Below are 20633 nucleotides of genomic sequence, written 5' to 3'. Positions count from 1 at the left end.
TAACATCTGATGCATGCGCACTACGTTGTCTCTGGACGATGACGTACTGCTCGCGGTCAAGGAACGCGCCCGCCGCGAGAATCGCACCATCGGCGATGTGCTGTCCGATCTCGCGCGGCAGGCACTGACGCAACAGCAGCACGCCGGGCCGCAGGTATCTCGGGAGAGTATGTACGGCTTCGAGCCCTTCGAGCACCGCGGGCCCGCCGTGTCCAACGCTCTCGTTGATCGACTGCGCGGCGAGGAAGCGGTGTGACGCGCGCCCTGCTGGACGTGAACGTCCTCATCGCGTTGCTCGACAGCGATCACGTCGACCACGACCGGGTTCGCCAATGGCTTTCCGCCGGCATCAACGATGGCTGGGCCTCCTGCGCGATCACTCAAAACGGCTTCGTTCGCATCATCAGTCAGCCTCGGTATCCCAGCCCCGTGCCACCCGCGGCGGCGATCAGCAGACTGGCCCGCGCCGCGGCGACCGACTATCACGCGTACTGGCCGTGCTCGGTCAGCCTGCTCGACGAGGAACTCATCGATCACACGCGATTGCACGGGCATCGGCAGGTCACCGACGCATATCTACTCGCGCTCGCCACTGCCAATGGTGGTCGGTTCGCGACTCTCGACCAATCGATCCCCATCGAGGCCGTACGCCACGCCAACCCCGAAAACCTCTTGGTGATCTGAGGCTCGCGGTATCACGAAGTCTTCGACACCCTGGGGTCCGAGGAATCGCCGAGCTGACGTCGCGCCCGCTTGCGGGACTGCCGCATCGGCGTGACGTTGCCGCTGTCGGGCATCGGGTGGCGCAGTTCGTACTCGTCCTCCAACGCCTCGGCGATACCTCCGCCGGTGAGCGTGGACTCCAGGGCCTTCTCCGGGTTGCGTGCGAACTCCTCGGGGAAGACGAACCGGCGGAACGCCCAGAAGCGGAATGCCATCTGCAGCAGGTTGCCCAGGATGTAGGCCGACAGGAAGTCGGCGATGTTCTCGGTGGCCAGCGACACCATCGGCACCCGGAGCATCAGCACGTAGCTGGACACCCACAGCGGAGCCATGCTCAGCAGCACACCCACACCGCTGACGCCGAAGAACAGCAGCGCCTCGTGGTGGCGCTCTCGGCCGCCGCGGTCGCGGAAGCTCCATTCCCGGTTCAGGATGTAGGAGGCGATGACCGCGACGATTCCCGCGATGATCTTGGCGGTCACCGGCTTGGGCTCGAGGACGGTGAGCTTGAGTGTGAAGAAGATCGTCAAGTCGATGACGAAGGTGGTCGCGCCGACGATGGCAAATTTGATCAGCTCATGATGCTGCTCGGCATAAGGACGCAGCGGCCCGGGAAGGCGCTTGATCGTCGCATCGGCAAATGACACAAGGTCAAAGTCTACGGAATCGACCTCGGAACTTCCTCATCCTCGCGTAGCCGCAGGTCAACTTCGTGGGCCGGCGCATGACACCATAGGGCGCGTGTCACGTCCATCTGCGTCACCGCCCGTCGTAGCAATGATCGGCGGGGGGCAACTCGCCAGAATGACCCATCAGGCAGCGATTGCGCTGGGCCAGACGCTGCGCGTGCTGGCCACCCGCAGCGACGAACCCGCCGCGCAGGTGTCACCCGACGTCGTCCTCGGATCCCACACCGACCTCGACGCGCTGCGCCGCGCCGCGCAGGATGTGACAGTCCTCACGTTCGACCACGAACACGTCCCGACCGAGCATCTGGAGAAGCTCGTCGCCGACGGGGTCAACGTCGCGCCGCCGCCGGAGGCGCTGATTCACGCCCAGGACAAGCTGGTGATGCGCCGGCGCCTGGACGCACTCGGGGCGCCCGTGCCGCGCTACCGCGCCGTCTCCTCCGTGGAGGACGTCGACGCGTTCGCCCGCGAGATCGGCGGGCCGGTGGTGATCAAGACCGTCCGCGGCGGCTACGACGGCCGGGGCGTGGTGATGGCGTCCTCGGTGGACGAGGCCCGCGACGCGGTGGCGCGCTACCTGGCCGACGGCGTCGCCGTCCTGGTCGAGGAGCGGGTCGCGATGAAACGTGAACTCGCCGCGCTGGTCGCCCGCTCGCCGTTCGGGCAGGGCGCGGCGTGGCCGGTGGTCGAGACCGTGCAGCGCGACGGGATCTGCGTGACCGTGCTGGCCCCCGCCCCCGGGCTGTCGGATGAACTCGGTTCTGCCGCTTCGGAATTGGCGCTGCGACTGGCGTCGGAGCTCGGAGTCGTCGGGGTGCTCGCCGTCGAGTTGTTCGAGACCGTCGACGGCGCGTTGATGGTCAACGAACTGGCGATGCGCCCCCACAATTCGGGGCACTGGACCATGGACGGCGCCCGCACGTCGCAGTTCGAGCAGCACCTGCGGGCGGTGCTGGACTACCCGCTGGGCGACACGGCGCCGCTGGCGCCGTTCACGGTGATGGGCAATGTCCTCGGTGCTGCTGAGACGCCGGTCATGTCGATGGACGAACGCGTGCACCACCTGTTCGCGCGGATGCCCGACGCCAAGGTGCACCTCTACGGCAAGGAAGAGCGGCCCGGACGCAAGATCGGCCACGTCAACATCGTCGGCGGCGCCGGCGAGTCGGTCGATGTGCTGCGGGAGCGCGCGGAACGGGCGGCACACTGGTTGTCGCACGCGCAGTGGACCGACGGATGGGATTCGCACGCATGAGTTCGCCACGGGTAGGGCTGATCATGGGCAGCGACAGCGACTGGCCGGTGATGGCCGAGGCCGCCGAGGCGCTGGCGGAGTTCGAGGTGCCGTTCGAGGTCGGCGTGGTCTCCGCGCACCGCACGCCGGCGCGGATGCTCTCCTACGCCCAGGGCGCCGCCGAGCGCGGCCTGTCGGTGATCATCGCCGGAGCCGGTGGGGCCGCGCATCTTCCGGGAATGGTCGCGTCGGCAACCCCGCTGCCGGTGATCGGGGTGCCGGTGCCGCTGGCGCGGCTGGACGGGCTGGACTCGCTGCTGTCGATCGTGCAGATGCCGGCCGGGGTGCCGGTGGCCACGGTGTCGATCGGCGGCGCGCGCAACGCCGCCCTGCTGGCGGTGCGGATCCTCGGCTCGTCGGATGCCGCGCTGCGGGAGCGGATGGTGGCGTATCAGGTGTCGCTGGAGCAGTTGGTGCTGGAGAAGGACGAAGCGCTGCGTCAGCAGTTGCTGGGGGAGTAGCGCCTTCTTGGTGCGTTGAGGCTGCGTTGAGGGCGAGGAAATTCGAGTGGCCGTCGTCGCCAGCGCAGTGTCAACGGGCGTCGCGATGGTAGGGAGAACGTCATGACGCACAAACAGCACCCGCGCGGGTTCGGCTTCACCGCGGCCTCGACGGCCGACGACGTGGCCGAGGGAATCGACCTGTCCGGCAGGAACATCGTCGTCACCGCCGGTCACGTCGGCCTGGGCCTCGAGACCACCCGGGCACTCAGCAAGGCGGGCGCCTCCGTCACCGTCGGCAGCCGACACCCGGACCGCGCCGCCTCCGCCGTGGCCGGACTGGACCGCGTCGACATCGCCCCGCTCGACCTCCTCGACCCCGCGTCCATCGAAGCGTTTGCCACCCGCTACGTGGACTCCGGCCGTCCGCTGCATGTGCTGATCAACAACGCCGGCATCATGGGCGGCGAACTGGTGCGCGACAGCCGCGGCTACGAAGCGCAGTTCGCGACCAACCACCTCGGCCACTTTCAGCTGACGCTGGGTCTGCTGCCCGCGTTGCGCGCCGCCCAAGGCGCCCGGGTCGTCAACGTGTCCTCCGGCGGCCATCGACTGTCCGACATCCGTTGGGATGACCTGCATTTCACCGACGGGTACGAGGGCATGGTGGCGTACGGCCAGTCCAAGACCGCCAACGTGCTGTTCGCCGTCGAACTCGACCGGCGATGGGAGGCCGACGGCATCCGCGGCTACGCGCTTCACCCGGGGATCGCCTTCGGGACGAACCTGGCACCGACGGTCACCGACGACGAACTGCGTGCGATGGGAATCCTCGACGACGCCGGCAAGCCCGTCATCGACCCCGACCGCGAGCTCAAGACGTTGGCCCAAGCCGCCAGCACGAGCGTGTTCGCGGCGACCAGTCCGCTACTGGCCGACATCGGCGGCGTCTACCTGAAGGACAACGACGTCGCCCCATTGGGGGGCGAGGCGAGCGACATCGCGTTCGGCTCCGAGCCGATCCGGGTGGGCGGCGTCGCGCCGTACGCCGTCGACCCGGAATCGGCGCGGCGGCTGTGGGAACTGAGCGAGCGACTGCTGGGGGAGTGACCGGGCGGCCTCAGCGTAAAGGCGCGGAATCGCAGGCAACCGCCACCGAGAGGGCGGTGCAGATTGCGCGCATCCGATCGTCGGCGAGTCGGCCGAGACGATCGACAAGCACCGCGACGGAGACGCTTTCGACGGAGTCCAGGTTGACCACGGACCGGCGTGGGACCGGATCAGCCTCGGGGTCGAGAACGACCTCGCTCGCCAGCCCTCGGATGGTTGTCGTGCACGGGCCGACGAGGGCGCGCCGGAGGCGGGGGATCGCCGCGTCTCGCGAGAGGACAACGACCGGACGGCGACCGATGTCGGGGAGTTCGCACCACCACACCTCCCCCCGTGCTGGAAGCGTGCTCATGACGTGCTGGCCGCGCGTCGCCACGACGTCAGGTCACCCCACTCGTCGGGCTCGTCGGCTGGGTGCTGATCGTAGGCTGCGTAGCTCGCGTCCACCTCGGCGCTGCGATGGCGTGCCAAGAGCGCGGCGAGGGCTTCGTCGAGGAGGGCTGCGTCAGTCTGACCGGAGCGCAGTCGGCGGGCCGTGCCCAGTAGGTCGGCGTCGACGGTGGTACTCACCCGTATGCGAGGCATGCCACAAGTATGCCACTACGTCACGCGAGGTTACATATGTTGAAACAGCGCTCTTGGCGGCGAAGCGCGAGAGAGGTACGCCGCCCGCGCAGCCTCAACATTGGAGGCCGTCACGCCGGCAATCCTGCGCTCGTTCACCGCCGTCGCCACCGCCTGCGCCTACGCCTGCGATTCTCCGGTTATCTCCGCAATCCGCTTCACCGCAGGTCTGTGCCAGGGCTTGCTCGTACGATGTCGCCAGGTGCTTTCGCATGCGCGCCATCATGTGTGGCTCTCGCTCATATGTGCGCGCGCAAACTAGCGACCGATCAACAGATCCAGCGAGAACTCCAGCACCATGGGTTCTTTCACCCGGATCCGATCTGCTTCCAGCGCCGCGACCAGTTGATAGCTCCCGGAGTCCAGGCGATATGCCAGAAACCGCTCATCCATCGGTGCGTCGGGGTCGATGATCCAGTAGTTCGCAATGCCCGCCTTGGCGTACTCATGCAGCTTCATGACGTGGTCAGTGCCGCGTGAACCAGGCGAAACGATCTCCACGGCGAGCACGACATCGGCCGCAGAGACCCGCGCCGAGCGTCGTCCGAACACGCGCTCGGACACCACGACGATGTCAGGGTCACGAACACTCGGTGGAAACGAGGCTTTCGTTATCACCTCGATCTCGGGAACCGCCTCGAGTCCATCAGGCAGGTGATCATCGAGTAACCGGGTGAGCCTTTTCGAGATGCGCTGATGCCAGACATCCGGGCGCGGCGACATGGTGAGGGCCCCTTCACTGAGTTCCCACCGTCGCGTCGGATCGAGTTCGAGCGCATCCCACTGCTCCAGGCTCAGCAAACCGCGCGGTAGATGTGCAAGGTCGGTCACCGGCCGGCCTCCTCTCGGCGCGCACTCGATTGAGATGCAGACTACGCCCAAACGGTGGGTCGCCCCGAGTCTGACGCAACCGACCGACATCCAGCCGGCGCGTGCTGGTGCGTCAGTCGAACAGGCTGCCCTGGCTGGGCTTGCCGTCGGATCGTCCGGCCCGGTCCGGGGGAGAGCTGAGGTCGGACTCGACAAAGCTGGTGTCGATCCACCAGATCGGGTGCCGGTAGTGCACCCGCTTTTGCCGGAGCACGGTGTTGGCGAGCCGGCCTTGGCCGTCGTCGCCGAGGATGCCCGTCTCCACAACGCCGGCGATCACCTTTCGCGCTGACCCGACGCCAGCGCCAGTCGGTGCACAGCAGCAGGGAGAGTCGCAGGCACCTGGCTCACCGCCACCATGCAGTCGCTGGAACGTATCGATCGCGATGCCCGGCGGCAGTGGCCGGCTGAGCGTGCCCGACACCAGCAACCGCCACAGGGTCAATGAATCGGTGATCGCGGCGAACTCCGCCGACTCCGGATGGACCACCCATCCATCCTTACAGCACCACGTTCCGTGAGCTACCGTCGCCAGCGTGGCAAGCGACAACGACAAGGTGCAGCGGATCGTCGACGAGGTGCTCGGGGGGCTCGGGTCGACTGACGTCCACACTCTTGCGGCGCGGTTGGCCTCGGCCGGAGCGACGTCGGTCGAGCAGTTTCTTGCCGCGACCAAGCCGCCGGTACGCCGCCGACCCCGCCGCGCGGAACCGGTGATGCTGCGGATTCGGGCAGATCTGATGCACACGAAGCCGCCGGTCTGGCGACGGCTCGAGCTCGCCTCCGATCTCTTTCTGGATGAAGTCCACGAGATCATGCAGGCCACATTCGGTTGGACCGACTCGCATCTGCACCGGTTCGGTTGCGGGCCCGCATATTACAGCCGCGAGACGGAGTACTACCTGTGCCCGTTCTCGGCCGACGATGGTGATGAGGGCGTGCCAGAGGAGGAGGTCCGGCTCGATGAGGTGCTCGTCGACGTCGGCGACAAGTTGTTCTACGCCTACGATTTTGGTGACGACTGGCAGCACGTGATTCGACTCGAGTCCGTGCTGGCGCGCGAGGCGCCGGCGCCCCGAGCGGTCTGCACCGGCGGGCGCCAATCCGCCCCAGCCGAGGATTGCGGCGGTATCGGCGGCTTCGGGCTGCTTGTCGCGGCCAACGATCCCGAGCACCCCGACCACGTGGAAGCCCGGGCCCACTACGCCGAACTCTACGGTTCCGAGACTGATCCGAGCGACTGGGCGCCGACGCCGTTCGACATCGATCGAATCAACCGCGCGCTGACCGATCTGGGTGCGCTCGCACCCGCACACGACATCGTCGGCCCGCTCGGGGATCTTCTCGATGGGATGCGCACCACGGCTGGGCAGCACCAGTTGCGGCGGCTGCTGGGCGACGCACGTCTCGACGACCCGGTGTTGATCGCAGCCGACGCGGCCGCCGCGGCGGTGCGGCCCTACACCTGGCTACTGCAGCGGGTGGGCGACGAGGGCATCAAGCTGACCCAGGCCGGCTACCTGCCTCCGGCGCACGTCGAGGCCGCGTTTGGCGAGCTCAAGTTGGACAAGGAGTGGATCGGCAAGGGCAACCGCGAAGATCAAACCTATCCGGTGCTGCACCTGCGTGAGTCGGCGCAGCGGGCCGGGTTGCTTCGCAAGCACCGCGGCCGGCTGCTAGCGACCGCGCGGGGCAAGGCGCTGAGCCGTGACCCCGTTGGATTGTGGTGGCACCTGGCCGAACGGACACCGGTGGCATCGGCCGACCGGAGTGTTCACCAGGCCGGGCTGCTGTACCTCGCCGCGGTGGCCGCCGAGGTCACTGACAATGTCGACACTCTCGTCGCGGAACTACTCGACGCGCTGGGCTGGATGAGCGGCGACGGCTCCCCGATCACCGCGCGGTCGGCGGCCTCAGCCAGCTTCGATGTCAAAGACACGCTGCGTCGGCTGGGCTTGTTGCAGCGGACCGGGTCAGGTTTGCACCGATCGGAGCGGGTGACCGGCAACGGCGTCGACTTCGCTCGCGCTGCGCTTGCCATCCGACTGCGATAGCGGTCGGGGCTTCGTCCACCGGCGTCGACACTGTACTCAGGGCGGCGAAGTGTGAGTGGATCTCGCCATCACTGCAGCCTCAACGCCCGGCTACGACGCCTTGAGCACCAAGACGGGCTCGGCGGTGGTGGCCGGCACCGGCACCGGATAGTGACCGGTGTCCACGGCGTGAGTCCCGACATCGATCATTGCGGAAGCGCGTGACCAGCGGGTTTTGCCGTCCCATCCGCAATCGCATCGAGCTGTGTAGCGGAGAGCGCTCCCATCGATGTAGGCCTGCATGTCGTGAAAACTACCCATGGACAATGAGAACCAACCACGACGATGCTGAACCTTTACTGAGAGATCCCGACTTCGCGAAGCGGCGCCGGCGCGGTAAAGTTACCCGCGAGTAGCAAGGAGATGATGATGGCTAGTTGGGCTGGAGATCCGTCGTTCGATCTGTTCCAGTTGCCGGAGGAACACCGGGAGCTGCGGACGGCGATCCGCGCGCTGTCGGAGAAGGAGATCGCTCCGCACGCCGCCGACTGCGACGAGAACTCGCGTTTCCCCCAAGAGGCGCTGGACGCCCTGGTGGCGTCGGGCTTCAACGCCGTACACGTGCCCGAGCAGTTCGGCGGCCAGGGGGCCGACTCGGTGGCCGCGTGCATCGTCATCGAAGAGGTGGCCCGCGTCGACGCGTCGGCCTCGCTGATCCCGGCCGTCAACAAGCTGGGCACCATGGGCCTGATCCTGCGTGGCTCCGACGAGCTGAAGAAGCAGGTGCTGCCGTCGATCGCCGCCGGTGAGGCGATGGCCTCCTACGCGCTGTCCGAGCGTGAGGCCGGCAGCGACGCCGCCTCGATGCGCACCCGCGCCAAGGCCGACGGCGACGACTGGATCCTCAACGGCACCAAGTGCTGGATCACAAACGGCGGCAAATCCTCGTGGTACACCGTCATGGCGGTCACCGACCCCGACAAGGGTGCCAACGGGATCTCGGCGTTCATGGTGCACAAGGACGACGAAGGCTTCGTCGTCGGGCCCAAGGAACGCAAGCTCGGCATCAAGGGCTCGCCGACCACCGAGCTGTACTTCGAGAACTGCCGCGTTCCCGGCGACCGCATCATCGGCGAGCCCGGCACCGGGTTCAAGACCGCGCTGGCCACGCTCGACCACACCCGCCCGACCATCGGCGCGCAGGCGGTCGGTATCGCGCAGGGCGCACTGGACGCGGCGATCGAATACACCAAGGACCGCAAGCAGTTCGGCAAGAGCATCGCCGATTTCCAGGCGGTGCAGTTCATGATCGCCGACATGGCGATGAAGGTCGAGGCCGCCCGGCTGATGGTGTACACCGCCGCCGCCCGCGCCGAGCGGGGCGAGGGCAACCTCGGCTTCATCTCCGCGGCGTCGAAGTGCCTGGCCTCCGATGTCGCCATGGAGGTGACCACCGACGCCGTGCAGTTGTTCGGCGGTGCCGGCTACACCGTCGACTTCCCGGTCGAGCGGATGATGCGCGACGCCAAGATCACCCAGATCTACGAGGGCACGAATCAGATTCAGCGCGTGGTGATGTCGCGAGCCCTGCTGAAGTAGCGGGCTGCCGCAAACGTGCATTCCTTGTAGTCGCCAGCGCGTTCTGACGACCGTGGGTGCACGCTCGCGGCAGGAAATCGGCGCGCTTCCGCGGCAGTGATCGCTTGTAGGCTTTACGCATGGAGTCCGGGGATCTCGAGCCGCGGGTGGCGGCACTGGAGAGTCAGGTAAGCAATCTGTCTGGGCGGGTGCAGGGTGCGGAGCAGGACGCGGCGGCGGCGCGGGTGCTCGCCGGGGCCGCCGATCGTGACGTCGGCGAGATCCGCGGCGAGATCCGCGACTTCCGCAACGCTACGACTGCGAGCTTCAACGCGATGCGGCAGGACTTCGTCGACCTGCGGCAGGACTTCGCCGACCTGCGTGAGCACGTCGATCAAAGGTTCGAGCAGGTCGACCAGGGTTTCGCCGAAATGCGGGGAAGGTTCGACGGCACGTCGGCCGGCTTGCAGCAGATCGCCGAAAGCCTGCGGGCGGTCCTCGACGATCGGTGAACCCCGCGAACGTGCATTCCTTGTCGTTGCCGAGCGTGGGTTGACGACCGTGGGTGCACGCTCGCGCGACCTAGGGCGACGCCGGCCGCAGGTGGGTGATGTCGCCCGCCGACACCGTCACCGTGGTGCCCGCATCGTCGATGAGTAAGCGGCCGCTGTCGTCGATACCCGTTGCGGTGCCGACGATCTCGGAGTCACCGGGCAGCAGCGCCCGTACCTGCGTGCCGATGGTGGTGCTGACGGCGCGGTAGTCGGCGGCCAGCGCGGCGTCCTCGCCCGCCCGCCACTGGGCGAGCCGACCGCCGAGCGCGTGCAGCAGATCCACCGTCAACGCGGTGCGGTCGGCGTCGTGGCCGAGCATGAGCAGCGACACCGCGTTGGGGTCAGGCAGCTCATCGGCGGTCAAACTCACGTTCAGCCCGAGGCCGACGACGATCACCGGTGCGGCCACCTCCGCCAGGATGCCGGCCAGCTTGCCGGTGCCGACGAGGACGTCGTTGGGCCACTTCAGGCCGGCGTCGACGCCGAGGTCGCGAACCGTGTGCGCGACCGCCAGCCCCGTCAACAGCGGTAGCCAACCCCAGGCATCGGGTGCGACGCCGGTGGTGTCGACGCCCACCGACATCGAGATCTGCGAGCGCGGCGGCGCCGACCAGGTGCGTCCGTGACGACCGCGTCCCGCGGTCTGGTGCTCGGCCAGCAGCACCGCGCCCGCGATGTCCTCACCGGCCGACGCCCGCGCGATCAGGTCGGCGTTCGTCGACCCGGTCTCCTCGACCACGTCGACGCGCCGCCACTGCGTTGTCGGGAGGGCGGCGCGCAGGACATCGACGTCAAGAGGGGAGGGATCCACGGCGTCGAGAGTAACGGGGAGGGACGGCAGCGCCTACCGGGGAATCGCGCCCGTCGACGGCTCGATCGACTCCACCATCTGAGCCCACCAGGCGTGCTGGGCGGTGACCCGGTCGAGCGCGCCGAACCCGTACACGAACGCCGTCATGGCTGCCAGCGCCCAGACGTTTCCGAGCGCCCACTCCCAGTCCGTCATCGTCGGCGCCGAGGTCAGCCAGTAGACAGCGATCATGACCAGGAAATATCCGCAGTAGATGTTGAAACGACCCTCAGCGCTGGCCCGCCACCCGGCGTGGCGACGGTTGTGGAGGTGCCATACCGCGAGGACGACGAGGACCGCGATCCCGGTTACGGTCGACTCCATCGGCGGCCTCCTCCATGAACGGGTCCTCGGGTGTGTGACACCGCAAGGACCCATCTTTGCCAGAACTGTAACCCTCTGACAAGTAAAAGTGTGACCTTCCAAGCTGAGAGCACTGTGTGGCTATGGAAACAATAAGGTCACAGCTACGCCCGCGTCAATTTCTCATTCTGGCGGCGCCGGTCCAGCAAATCGGGATCAGGGTTCGCCACCTGCACCAGTGACGCGCCAACTACGTATACAGCGAGCAGATGGTCGATGACGTCATCGGCGGTGTCCCAGCCCGCCGTCGACATCACCCGATCCGCGGCCGTCAACCCCTGAGAATCGGCCGAGGCCTGCGCCGCGGCCAGCACATCGGCGGCCGACCGGCCGTCCAGCGCGTCGCCCGGAGTGCGCTCCGGCACGATCTGGTCGCCGTGCACCCGCACCGACGTCGCGTAGTCGGTCACCCCGACCGGGAGGTCGGGCACCGGCTTACCGAACGCGTCCAGCGACAGCACCGCGACCTCGCCGGCACCGGTGGCGTCGGCGTCGTCCAGGCGCTCGGCCGTGCACAACGCGACATCGGCCTGCGACCCGTCGAGCACCACTTCGCACCCGATCCACCAGATCCCGAACAGCACCGCCGCGGTCTGCCAGTGGGCGGGCAGCAGGACCGCGACCCGGCTGCCCGGCCCGGCGCCCATCTCGTCACGCAACAGGTTGGCGGTCTTGGCCGCCCAGTTGGCCAGCGTCGCCGTGGACAACTCGATGCGCTCGCCGGTGGCGTCGTCGTAGTAGGTGATGCGCGGGCCCGCGGGGTTGGCGGCCATGAGCGGGTCGAGGATGGCTGAGCTGACGGTGATCACGTCAGTTGACGCACTCGGGGTCTTTGGCGGCCGCGGTGATGATCGGCGGCGGCGTCGGAAGCGCCTCGCCACCCGACGCGGTGACCAGCGGCGCCGACAACGTGACGTCGGTGCCGTCCAACCCGGAACCGGGCCCGGTGTAGTCGACGGTCAGCACCACCCGCACCGCGCCCGGCGGCACCGAGGCGTCCTCGATCACCGGCAGGCCGCCGAGTTCCTGGGCGACCGCCTGGGCGCCGAGGTCGTCGGCCTTCGCGGCCTGGACCTGGCTGCTGGTCACCTTGGCGCCCTCGTTGTTGCCGATGGTGCCCGGCGTGAAGCCCTTGCCCGACAGGACGTGGGAGACCGCGGCGGCCAGGCCGTTGATGTCGCTGTCGTTGGCGACGTCGACGACGGTCTTGTCGGGGCTGTAGGCGAGCTCCTCGGTCTTGCCCTCGTCCTGGTCCTCCAGCAGGCTGGTGACCCAGTCCTTGACCGCGCTCGGGTCGACGCGCACCACGCTCTGCATGCCGTCGTCGCTCCAGCCCGCCTCCTCGACGATCGGGATGGTGGCGAACGCGACGTTGCCCGCCGCGAGCTTCTGCAACTGCTCGACGAAATCCATGATGTCCCAGCCGTCGGAGAGCACCACCGAACGCTGCACGGCGGACTCCAACCGGTTCAGCGTCGCCGGGCTCGACAGCGTCTTGCTCGAGATCACCTCGTGGGCCAACGACGCCATCACCGCCTGCTGGCGCGTCACCCGGTCCAGGTCACCGCGGGGCAGGTCGTGGCGCTGCCGCACGAAGCTCAGCGCCTGCGGGCCGTCCAGCTTCTGCCAGCCCGCGGGGAAGTCGGCGCCCGAAAGTGGTTCGTAGACAGCCTCGTTGAGGCAGACATTGACGCCGCCCAGGGCGTCGGTGATCAGGGAGAAGCCGAGCAGCCCGATCTCGGCGTAGTGGTCGACGGTGACGCCGGTCAGGTTGGCGACCGTCTTGATCAACTCCTCGCGGCCCGCCTCGGTGGCCTCGGGTTCGGCGACGGCGGGGTCCTCGCCCTGCTGCTCGACGAGCTGCTGCATCTTCTCCAGATGCACCGAGCCGTACACGCCGTTGATCTTCATCTTCCCGATGCCGGGCGCCTCGACGTAGGAGTCGCGCGGAATGGAGATCGCCGTCGCCGACGTCCCGTTGTTCGGGATCCGGATCAGGATGATCGTGTCGGTGTTGGTGGAGATGTCGTTGCCGGCGCGCAGCGTCGCGAGCTCCTCGTCGGACAGCGGGTTGCCGTGCGCGTCGGTGCGGCTGTCCATGCCGACCAGCAGCACGTCGATCGCGCCGTCCTCGCCGCCGCCACCGAGCGCGACCGGGTTGATGTGGTTGATACCGGACTCGAACGAACGGATCTTGCCCCAGGCGACGCCGGTTCCCACGACCACGGCCAGTGCTGCGGCCACGGAAATGACACGCATCAGGTGAGCAGCAGGCATTTGTCCAGGCTACTGGCGAGCGGCCCTGAGACCGGGTAGCCGCGGTCGGCGTGCCAAACTCGTGACATGACCGGCCGCATCGTGATCACCGGGGCCGGCGGCCTCGTCGGACGAGTGTTGGCAGGTCAGGCCCGTCAGCAGGGTCGTGACGTGCTCGCGCTGACCTCCTCGGAGTGGGACATCACCGACGCGTCGGCGGCTGAGCGTTTCATCTACCCCGACGACGTCGTCGTCAACTGCGCCGGCTACACCAAGGTCGACGACGCCGAGGCGAACCCCGACCTCGCGGCCGCCGTCAACACCGCAGGCCCGGAGAATCTCGCCCAGGCATGTGCGCGCGCCGGCGCGTCATTCATCCATCTGTCGACCGACTACGTGTTCAGCGGCTCGTTCCCCGACGGCGTGCCGCGGCCCTACGACATCGACGACGACACCGGCCCGCTGTCGGTGTACGGCCGGACCAAGCTCGCCGGGGAGTTCGCGGTGCTGGCCGCCATGCCCGACGCCCACATCGTGCGCACCGCCTGGATCTACGAAGGCCGCGACGGGTCGGACTTCGCCGCGCAGATGCGCCGCGCGGCCCTCGGCACCGACACGGTGAACGTGGTGGCCGACCAGATCGGCTCGCCCACCTACGTCGTCGATCTGGTGGGCGCGCTGTTGCAGATCGCCGACGACTCGATCTCCGAACCGGTGCTGCACGCCGCCAACACCGGCGCGGCCAGCCGGTTCGAGCAGGCGCAGGCGGTCTTCGAGGAACTCGGCGCCGACCCGGAACGGGTGCGGCCGGTGGGCAGCGACGAGCATCCCCGCCCGGCGCCGCGGCCACCCTATTCGGCGTTGTCGGAAGTCAAGTCCGCGGCGGCGGGGCTGACACCGCTGCGGCCCTGGCGGGTGGCGTTGGCAGAGGCGCTGGGCAACAGCGGTGCCTGAATGCCCGTTACCCTCAACGCCGTGAGATGGGCAGCGCCGGCATGAGCGACGAGTTGTTTGTCGTGACGGTGACGTACTCGCCGGGCCCCCACCTCGATCGATTCCTGGCCTCGCTGGCCCACGCCACCGACCGCCCGGTGACCGTCATCATGGCCGACAACGGCTCCACCGACGGGGCGCCCGAAGCGGCCGTCGAGCGCTACCCCAACGTGCGCCTGCTGCCGACCGGCGCCAACCTCGGGTACGGCACCGCCGTCAACCGCGCCGTCACCGAATACGGACTGACCTCCAGCAGCGACGTCTTCATCGTCGCCAACCCGGACGTGCAGTGGGGACCGCGCAGCATCGACCTGCTGCTCGAGGCCGCGGGTCGCTGGCCGCGCGCCGGCGCCCTCGGGCCGCTGATCCGCGACCCGGACGGCTCGGTGTACCCGTCGGCACGGCACCTGCCGTCGATCATCCGGGGCGGCATGCACGCGGTGATCGGGCCGCTGTGGCCGTCGAACCCGTGGACCGCCGTCTACCGCCAGGAGCGGGAAGACCCCAGTGAACGCGCCGTCGGGTGGCTGTCGGGGTCCTGTCTGCTGCTGCGCAGCGCCGCCTTCGCGGAGGTGACCGGGTTCGACGAGCGCTACTTCATGTACATGGAGGACGTCGACCTCGGGGATCGGCTCGGCCGCGCGGGCTGGCAGAACGTCTACGTGCCCTCGGCGGAGGTGTTGCACGCCAAAGGTCATTCCACCGGCCGCGATCCGGCGCGCAACCTGGCAGCACACCACGTCAGCACCTACACTTTTCTCGCTGATCGCTACCCGAAGCGGTGGCAGGCACCGCTACGGTGGGCATTCCGGGGGGCGTTGGGGGTGCGGTCGAATCTGGCCGTGCGCAGTTCTCTCAAGTCCCGCCGGGCGCAGGCGAAAGGACAGCGTTGATGGTCAATCCAGCTGAGGTCGATGCCGTCATCCTCGTCGGCGGGATGGGCACGCGGTTGCGGCCACTGACGCTGTCGGCGCCCAAGCCCATGCTGCCGACCGCCGGTCTGCCGTTCCTGACCCATCTGCTGTCGCGGATCGCCGACGCCGGCATCGAGCACGTCATCCTCGGAACGTCGTTCAAGGCCGGGGTGTTCGAGTCCGAGTTCGGCGACGGCTCCAAGTTCGGACTGCAGATCGACTACGTCGTCGAGGAGGAACCGCTGGGTACCGGCGGCGGCATCGCGAACGTCGCGTCCCGCTTGCGGTACGACACCGCGATCGTGTTCAACGGTGACGTGCTGTCCGGCTGTGACCTGCGCGCGCTGCTGGATTCACACTCGTCGCGGGCGGCGGACGTCACCCTGCACCTGGTGCGCGTCGGCGATCCTCGCGCATTCGGTTGTGTGCCAACGGATTCCGACGGTGTCGTGTCGGCGTTCCTGGAGAAGACGCAAGACCCGCCGACCGACCAGATCAACGCGGGCTGCTACGTCTTCAAACGCTCGGTGATCGAAGCGATCCCGCGCGGGCGGGCGCTGTCGGTGGAGCGCGAGGTGTTCCCCGGCCTGCTGACCGACGGGCTGCGGGTGTGCGGCTACGTCGACTCGACCTACTGGCGCGACATGGGCACGCCGGAGGATTTCGTCCGTGGCTCAGCGGATCTGGTGCGCGGCATCGCGCCGTCGCCCGCCCTGAAGGGTCAGCGCGGCGAGTCTCTGGTGCACGACGGGGCCTCGGTGGCGCCGGGTGCGCTGCTGATCGGCGGCACCGTGGTCGGCCGCGGCGCCGAGATCGCCGGCGGCGCCAGGCTGGACGGCGCGGTGATCTTCGACGGCGTGCGGGTGGAGGCCGGGGCGGTCATCGAGCGGTCGATCATCGGCTTCGGCGCGCGGATCGGGCCGCGAGCGCTGATCCGCGACGGCGTGATCGGTGACGGCGCCGACATCGGTGCGCGCTGCGAACTGCTGCGCGGTGCGCGGGTGTGGCCGGGCATCTCGATCCCCGACGGCGGCATCCGCTTCTCCACCGACGTGTAGGGCGGCGTGCCGGCCGCGAACGTGCATTCCTTGTAGCTCGCACGGCCGTTTGACTACCGTGGGCGCACGCTCGCCGCGTCGAGGCTGTGGATAACCCGACATCGTCGCCGCTGGAATGTCTGATGCTTTCCAGAGGCTGGGCACATGGGCACGGTTTTTCTCGGCAGCGAGGCGGTCGCCGGCGGCATCCTGACGCAAGGGGCGCTTCGATACGGCTACCGCCGGTTGTTTCCGAACGTCTACACCTCGCGCGATGAACCGTCCTCGCTGGCGGACAGGACCGCCGGCGCGTGGCTGTGGTCGTGGCGCCGCGGGGTGATCACCGGCAGGGCAGCCGCGGCGCTTCACGGAGCGCGGTGGGTGAAGGACGATGTGCCCATCGAGTTGAACTACAACTGCCGACGTCCACCGGAAGGCATCATCACCCGTGACGAACGCATCACCTGCGACGAGGTCATCCAGATCGGTGACATGGCGGTTACGTCATTGCACCGCACCGCATTCGACCTTGGGCGGTTCCTGCCGCGTGGCCAAACTGTGGCGCATCTGGATGCGCTTGCCAACGCCACCGGTTTGACTGCCGAGCGGGTGCTTCCATTGGCCGAGCGCTACAAGGGCGCCCGCGGTGTGAAGAAGCTCCGAACGGCCCTGGATCTGATGGACGGTGGCGCGCAGTCTCCAAAGGAGACCTGGCTGCGGCTGTTGCTCATCGACAAGGGCTATCGGCGGCCGAGGACCCAGATACCGGTGCTCGACGGCCGTGGTGTGCCGTTCGCCTACCTGGACATGGGGTGGGAGGACGTGAAGATCGCAGTGGAATATGACGGCGATCAGCATCGGAAGAACAGATCGCAGTACGTCTGGGACGAGCAGAGACTGCGATTGATCCGGGGGCGCGGCTGGCTGCACATCAAGGTGATCAAGGAAGACGAGCCCCCCGAGATCCTCGAGCGGGTGGCGACCGCCTGGCGGCAGCGCGAACGCGAACGTGCATTCCCTGTAGCTCGCGCGGCCGTTTGACTACCGTAGGCGCACGCTCGCGGTGGCGGCGGCGGCCAGCTGGGTCAGGCCGTAGTCGCTGTCGTCGGGCAGCTCGTCGAGCGGCCACCACCGCAGATCCAGCGACTCGTCGCTGATCGCGATCTCGGCGCCCTTCGGCGCGTGCACCACGAACTGCACGTCGAGGTGGCGCGTCGGCACACCCAGCGAGCAGGTCACCGGATGCACGTGCAGCGCGGCGGGCTGCGGCTCGATGGTCAGGCCGGAGATGCCCGACTCCTCGGTCGCCTCCCGCAACGCCGCGGCGACCAGGCTGTCGTCGTCGGGCTCGCAGTGACCGCCAAGCTGCACCCAGCGCCCGATCCGCGGGTGCAGGGTGAGCAATGCGTGGCGGCCGCTGTGATCGAGCACCAGCGCCGACCCGGTGAGGTGGCCCGGCACGCACTCGCGCAGGCACGCGTCCTCGCGGGCGTGCAGAAACGCCAGCACCGCGTGCCGCAGCGTGTCCTGGGCGGGATCAGTTGGGCGCCAGGCGCTCAGCGTGTCCACCGCCGACCGGTGCAGGGTCATCGACACCTCGCGCGAGCGCTCATCGCCACCTTCTGCTCTTCGCGCGAGCGCTCACTGCCGCACCAGCAGGTCGTCGGTGGGCACCGGGTCGCGCGGACCGGACGGGCCCCCCGACGCATAGCCGATCGCGATGGCCCCCAACGGTTCCCAATCGTCGGGCAGCGACAGCTGCGCCCGCACCAGATCGGGCGCGAAGATCGTCGACCCGATCCAGCAGCTGCCCACGCCGCGCACCGCGAGCGCGACCAGCAGCGCCTGCACCGCCGCCCCCACCGCGACGGTGAACATGGTGTGCTCGGCCGCGGTCCGGTGCGCATCGGGGTAGCTGTGCGCGCCGTCGGGAACCATGAACGGGATGATCAGCTCGGGTGCGTCGTAGAGGATCTGCCCGCGCCCTACGCGATGTTCGACGGCGTCGGGGTCGCGGCCGTCGCTGGACAGGTCGGCGCGCCACCGGTCCTTCATCGCGTCGAGCAGTCCCATCCGGACGGCCGGGTCCTGCACCCACACGAACCGCACCGGCCGGGTGTGGTGCGGCGCCGGCGCGGTGAGCGCCTCGGCCACAGCGGCCTCGATGAGCGCGGACGCCACCGGCTCGTCACTGAACGAGCGCACCGACCGGCGCAGTAGTTGGGCCTGCGAGCGGCCGAGCGCGATCGCCTCCTCGGTGCCCAGCCAGAACAGGTCCTCCTCGCCGGGGCGCACCAGGGTGCGGGCGGTGGAGCCGTCGTCGCGCAGCACCAGACCCCGCACCACCGCGACCGGAACGGCGGTCAGCTTGCCCTTCACCAGATCGGCGGCCGCTGCGATCTCGTCGGCCACCGCGATCTCGGTGACGATCAACTCGTTGCCGTGCTCGTCGCGTTCACCCGCGTAGCCGTGCAGCACCGTCAGCCCGGCCGCGCCGATCGCGACGTCGGTCTGCCCGGTGCGCCAGGCGCGGCCCATCGTGTCGGTGACGACCACACCCACCGTCACGCCCAACCGCGACCGCAGCGCCGACACCAACGCCGCCGCGCTGCCGTCCGGATCGACCGGGAGCAACGCGAGCTCGTGGGAGTCCACGTTCGATCCGTCCACGCCCGCCGCCGCCTGTACCAGGCCCAAAGCGTTCTCGGTGATCAGCGTGCGACCCTTGCGGGCCAGCACACGCACCGCCTCGGCGTCGATCAGCTTGCGCCGCAGTGTGTCCCGCAGCTCGGGATCCGCCGGTGCGTCGACCATCCGGCCCTCGCACTTGGACAGCACCTTCGACGTGACCACGACGACGTCGTCGTCGCGCAACCACGGAGCGGCCGCCGCGATCGCCGCGGCCAGGTCGTCGCCCGGCCGGAACTCGGGCAGCCCCGGAACGGGCAGTATCTCGACCGGCGCGGAGGTGCCGTGATCGCTCACGGTGTGAGCCCGCCCAGTTTCATTCCGGCCCGTACCATTTCAGCGGTCGCGGCGGGATCGGTCATCATCAGTGGCACCGCACGCACCTCAATGCCGTCCAGTGCGGCGTCGTCGCCCTCGTGCACCAGCCAGCCGTCGAGGATGCCGGTGGCCGACCGCGCCCCGTAGTGCGCTGCCACCGCCTCGGATGTGCTCGGCACTCCGATGACCGACAGGCATTCGTCGGCCATACCGCGCAACGGCTTTCCCGCGATGATCGGGGAGTAGCCGATCACCGGCGCCGCCGTGGCGCGCAACGCGGCGCGGATGCCGCCGATCGCGAGGATGGCGCCGATGCTCACCACCGGGTTCGACGGGGCGATCAGTACGACGTCGGCGCCCTCGATCGCCTCGGTGACGCCGGGCCCGGCGGTCGCGGTCTCGGCGCCGACGAACGCAAAACTGTCCGTGGGCACTTTGGCCCGATGCCGTACCCACCACTCCTGGAAGTGGATCGCACGCTTCTCGCCCGCGGACTCACCCGGACCGGGATCGGTGATCACGACGTGGGTCTCGCTGCGGTCGTCGCTGACGGGCAGCAGACGCGCTCCGGGAGACCAGCGTTTGCACAACGCCTCGGTCACCGCCGACAGTGGGTAGCCGGCACGCAGCATCTGGCTGCGCACCAAGTGAGTGGCCAGATCGCGGTCGCCCAGGCCGAACCAATCCGGCTGAACCCCGTAGGCGGCGAGTTCCTCCTTCGCATGCCAGGTTTCGTTGCGATGCCCCCAGCCGCGCTCGGGGTCGATGCCGCCGCCGAGGGTGTACATGCACGTGTCGAGGTCCGGGCAGATGCGCACCCCGAACATCCACGCGTCGTCGCCGACGTTGACGACCGCGGTCAGCTCATGCTCATCTTGAGGTTGACCCTCGGTGCCGAATTGGCCCAACCCCAACAGATGCTGAACCCCCAACAGGAAGCGCGCACCACCCACGCCGCCGACCAGAACCGTGACCTTCACACCGACCGAGACTAGGCCGTTGGGTCGCGCGGAGTGACGCCGGTGGGGCGGCCGGAGACGTGAGTGACGGGCCGGCGGGTGGGAGGGTGATAGACACGCCACAACGCGACGCGCCGAAATCCGGTCACGGAATGGTATGAATTCCTGTTCTAGCGCTTGACCGATGCAGCTAACGCGTGTGTAATCACACCAGTGTCATTTCGCGGTTGGCCGGCCGGTTCCGGTGTCGCAGACCGAGATTCGATCACTTGTTCGAATTGGGTGGGCCCATTGAGAAATAGTGGGACCGGAATACACGGATCTACGAGACCAGTGAGGA

At 68.4% G+C, this 20633-nt stretch carries 23 protein-coding genes and 1 pseudogene; 12 read left to right on the top strand and 12 right to left on the bottom strand.

Annotation, left to right across the window (positions count from 1 at the left end; genetic code table 11):
* The first annotated feature begins 13 nt into the window (after nucleotides 1-13).
* Nucleotides 14-256, top strand: a complete 243-nt coding sequence (locus H7I57_RS04845; RefSeq protein ID WP_264022204.1) for a ribbon-helix-helix domain-containing protein — start codon at nucleotides 14-16, stop codon at nucleotides 254-256.
* Nucleotides 253-684, top strand: coding sequence for a TA system VapC family ribonuclease toxin (locus tag H7I57_RS04840; RefSeq protein ID WP_264022203.1), 432 nt, complete (start codon nucleotides 253-255; stop codon nucleotides 682-684). The genes H7I57_RS04845 and H7I57_RS04840 overlap by 4 nt, the downstream gene beginning before the upstream one ends.
* A gap of 11 nt (nucleotides 685-695) precedes the next feature.
* Here the strand turns inward: H7I57_RS04840 and H7I57_RS04835 are convergent, their stop codons facing one another.
* Complete coding sequence (locus H7I57_RS04835; protein ID WP_264022202.1) at nucleotides 696-1370, bottom strand: GtrA family protein; 675 nt, start codon at nucleotides 1368-1370, stop codon at nucleotides 696-698.
* Between the two features lie 130 nt (nucleotides 1371-1500).
* Here H7I57_RS04835 and H7I57_RS04830 point away from each other — a divergent pair, with 130 nt between their 5' ends.
* The 3 genes from H7I57_RS04830 to H7I57_RS04820 all read left to right on the top strand — a co-directional run bounded on the left by H7I57_RS04830 (nucleotide 1501) and on the right by H7I57_RS04820 (nucleotide 4256).
* Nucleotides 1501-2667 carry a 5-(carboxyamino)imidazole ribonucleotide synthase gene (locus tag H7I57_RS04830; RefSeq protein WP_372510124.1) on the top strand — a complete coding sequence of 389 codons (1167 nt, stop codon included), beginning with the start codon at nucleotides 1501-1503 and terminating at the stop codon, nucleotides 2665-2667.
* A complete protein-coding gene (purE, locus tag H7I57_RS04825; RefSeq protein WP_264022201.1) occupies nucleotides 2664-3167 on the top strand; it encodes a 5-(carboxyamino)imidazole ribonucleotide mutase in 504 nt (167 codons plus the stop codon). The genes H7I57_RS04830 and purE overlap by 4 nt, the downstream gene beginning before the upstream one ends.
* A 102-nt stretch (nucleotides 3168-3269) precedes the next feature.
* Nucleotides 3270-4256 carry an SDR family NAD(P)-dependent oxidoreductase gene (locus H7I57_RS04820; protein ID WP_264022199.1) on the top strand — a complete coding sequence of 329 codons (987 nt, stop codon included), beginning with the start codon at nucleotides 3270-3272 and terminating at the stop codon, nucleotides 4254-4256.
* A gap of 10 nt (nucleotides 4257-4266) precedes the next feature.
* Here H7I57_RS04820 and H7I57_RS04815 read toward each other — a convergent pair whose 3' ends face one another.
* From H7I57_RS04815 to H7I57_RS04800, 4 genes and pseudogenes are all read right to left on the bottom strand, one after another.
* Nucleotides 4267-4608 carry a type II toxin-antitoxin system PemK/MazF family toxin gene (locus H7I57_RS04815; RefSeq protein WP_264022198.1) on the bottom strand — a complete coding sequence of 114 codons (342 nt, stop codon included), beginning with the start codon at nucleotides 4606-4608 and terminating at the stop codon, nucleotides 4267-4269.
* Nucleotides 4605-4856, bottom strand: a pseudogene (locus H7I57_RS04810) (type II toxin-antitoxin system antitoxin MazE5); the annotation flags it as partial. The gene H7I57_RS04815 and the pseudogene H7I57_RS04810, both read right to left, overlap by 4 nt.
* Nucleotides 4857-5138: 282 nt before the next feature.
* Nucleotides 5139-5711, bottom strand: a complete 573-nt coding sequence (locus H7I57_RS04805) for a Uma2 family endonuclease (RefSeq protein WP_264022197.1) — start codon at nucleotides 5709-5711, stop codon at nucleotides 5139-5141.
* 112 nt (nucleotides 5712-5823) lie between these two features.
* Entirely contained in the window at nucleotides 5824-6240 is a 417-nt protein-coding gene (locus H7I57_RS04800) for a hypothetical protein (protein WP_264022195.1), read from the bottom strand.
* Between the two features lie 46 nt (nucleotides 6241-6286).
* Between H7I57_RS04800 and H7I57_RS04795 the strand changes: the two genes are divergently transcribed.
* The 3 genes from H7I57_RS04795 (at nucleotide 6287) to H7I57_RS04785 (ending at nucleotide 9873) form a co-directional block, all read left to right on the top strand.
* Complete coding sequence (locus H7I57_RS04795) at nucleotides 6287-7804, top strand: plasmid pRiA4b ORF-3 family protein (RefSeq protein WP_264022194.1); 1518 nt, start codon at nucleotides 6287-6289, stop codon at nucleotides 7802-7804.
* A gap of 408 nt (nucleotides 7805-8212) precedes the next feature.
* The gene (locus H7I57_RS04790; RefSeq protein ID WP_264022193.1) at nucleotides 8213-9382 is read left to right on the top strand and encodes an acyl-CoA dehydrogenase; all 1170 of its coding nucleotides are present in this window, start codon (nucleotides 8213-8215) and stop codon (nucleotides 9380-9382) included.
* Between the two features lie 119 nt (nucleotides 9383-9501).
* Nucleotides 9502-9873, top strand: coding sequence for a hypothetical protein (locus H7I57_RS04785; RefSeq protein ID WP_264022192.1), 372 nt, complete (start codon nucleotides 9502-9504; stop codon nucleotides 9871-9873).
* 70 nt (nucleotides 9874-9943) lie between these two features.
* Here H7I57_RS04785 and H7I57_RS04780 read toward each other — a convergent pair whose 3' ends face one another.
* The 4 genes from H7I57_RS04780 to H7I57_RS04765 form a co-directional block, all read right to left on the bottom strand.
* Nucleotides 9944-10726, bottom strand: a complete 783-nt coding sequence (locus H7I57_RS04780; protein ID WP_264022191.1) for a biotin--[acetyl-CoA-carboxylase] ligase — start codon at nucleotides 10724-10726, stop codon at nucleotides 9944-9946.
* A 33-nt stretch (nucleotides 10727-10759) separates the two neighbouring features.
* Nucleotides 10760-11089, bottom strand: coding sequence for a hypothetical protein (locus H7I57_RS04775; RefSeq protein ID WP_264022190.1), 330 nt, complete (start codon nucleotides 11087-11089; stop codon nucleotides 10760-10762).
* 143 nt (nucleotides 11090-11232) lie between these two features.
* Nucleotides 11233-11937, bottom strand: coding sequence for a TIGR03089 family protein (locus H7I57_RS04770; RefSeq protein WP_264022189.1), 705 nt, complete (start codon nucleotides 11935-11937; stop codon nucleotides 11233-11235).
* A 1-nt stretch (nucleotide 11938) separates the two neighbouring features.
* Nucleotides 11939-13405 (bottom strand): LCP family protein, encoded by a 1467-nt coding sequence (locus tag H7I57_RS04765; RefSeq protein WP_264022188.1) that lies wholly within the window; start codon nucleotides 13403-13405, stop codon nucleotides 11939-11941.
* A 66-nt stretch (nucleotides 13406-13471) separates the two neighbouring features.
* On the opposite strand from H7I57_RS04765, the gene rfbD reads away from it, so the two are divergent.
* The 4 genes from rfbD (at nucleotide 13472) to H7I57_RS04745 (ending at nucleotide 17369) form a co-directional block, all read left to right on the top strand.
* On the top strand, nucleotides 13472-14338 hold the full coding sequence (gene rfbD / locus H7I57_RS04760) for a dTDP-4-dehydrorhamnose reductase (protein WP_264022187.1): 867 nt from the start codon (nucleotides 13472-13474) through the stop codon (nucleotides 14336-14338).
* Between the two features lie 41 nt (nucleotides 14339-14379).
* On the top strand, nucleotides 14380-15270 hold the full coding sequence (locus H7I57_RS04755) for a glycosyltransferase family 2 protein (RefSeq protein ID WP_264022186.1): 891 nt from the start codon (nucleotides 14380-14382) through the stop codon (nucleotides 15268-15270).
* A complete protein-coding gene (gene manB, locus H7I57_RS04750) occupies nucleotides 15270-16349 on the top strand; it encodes a mannose-1-phosphate guanylyltransferase ManB (protein ID WP_264022185.1) in 1080 nt (359 codons plus the stop codon). Before H7I57_RS04755 ends, manB begins: the two co-directional genes overlap by 1 nt.
* Before the next feature lie 144 nt (nucleotides 16350-16493).
* Nucleotides 16494-17369, top strand: coding sequence for a hypothetical protein (locus H7I57_RS04745; protein ID WP_264022182.1), 876 nt, complete (start codon nucleotides 16494-16496; stop codon nucleotides 17367-17369).
* Here the strand turns inward: H7I57_RS04745 and H7I57_RS04740 are convergent, their stop codons facing one another.
* Genes H7I57_RS04740 through cofD form a run of 3 tightly spaced genes read right to left on the bottom strand, consistent with a single transcriptional unit; the run spans nucleotide 17370 to nucleotide 20314 of the window.
* Nucleotides 17370-17918, bottom strand: coding sequence for an NUDIX hydrolase (locus H7I57_RS04740; protein ID WP_264022181.1), 549 nt, complete (start codon nucleotides 17916-17918; stop codon nucleotides 17370-17372).
* A gap of 51 nt (nucleotides 17919-17969) precedes the next feature.
* On the bottom strand, nucleotides 17970-19313 hold the full coding sequence (locus tag H7I57_RS04735; RefSeq protein WP_264022180.1) for a coenzyme F420-0:L-glutamate ligase: 1344 nt from the start codon (nucleotides 19311-19313) through the stop codon (nucleotides 17970-17972).
* Complete coding sequence (gene cofD, locus H7I57_RS04730; protein WP_264022179.1) at nucleotides 19310-20314, bottom strand: 2-phospho-L-lactate transferase; 1005 nt, start codon at nucleotides 20312-20314, stop codon at nucleotides 19310-19312. The genes H7I57_RS04735 and cofD overlap by 4 nt, the downstream gene beginning before the upstream one ends.
* Nucleotides 20315-20633: the final 319 nt, after the last annotated feature.

Origin of the sequence: Mycolicibacterium pyrenivorans, assembly GCF_025821625.1 — a bacterium.
GTDB classification, from domain to species: domain Bacteria; phylum Actinomycetota; class Actinomycetes; order Mycobacteriales; family Mycobacteriaceae; genus Mycobacterium; species Mycobacterium pyrenivorans.
The sequence above is the reverse complement of the archived record's forward strand: the minus strand, read 5'-3'. Positions and strand labels throughout refer to the sequence as shown.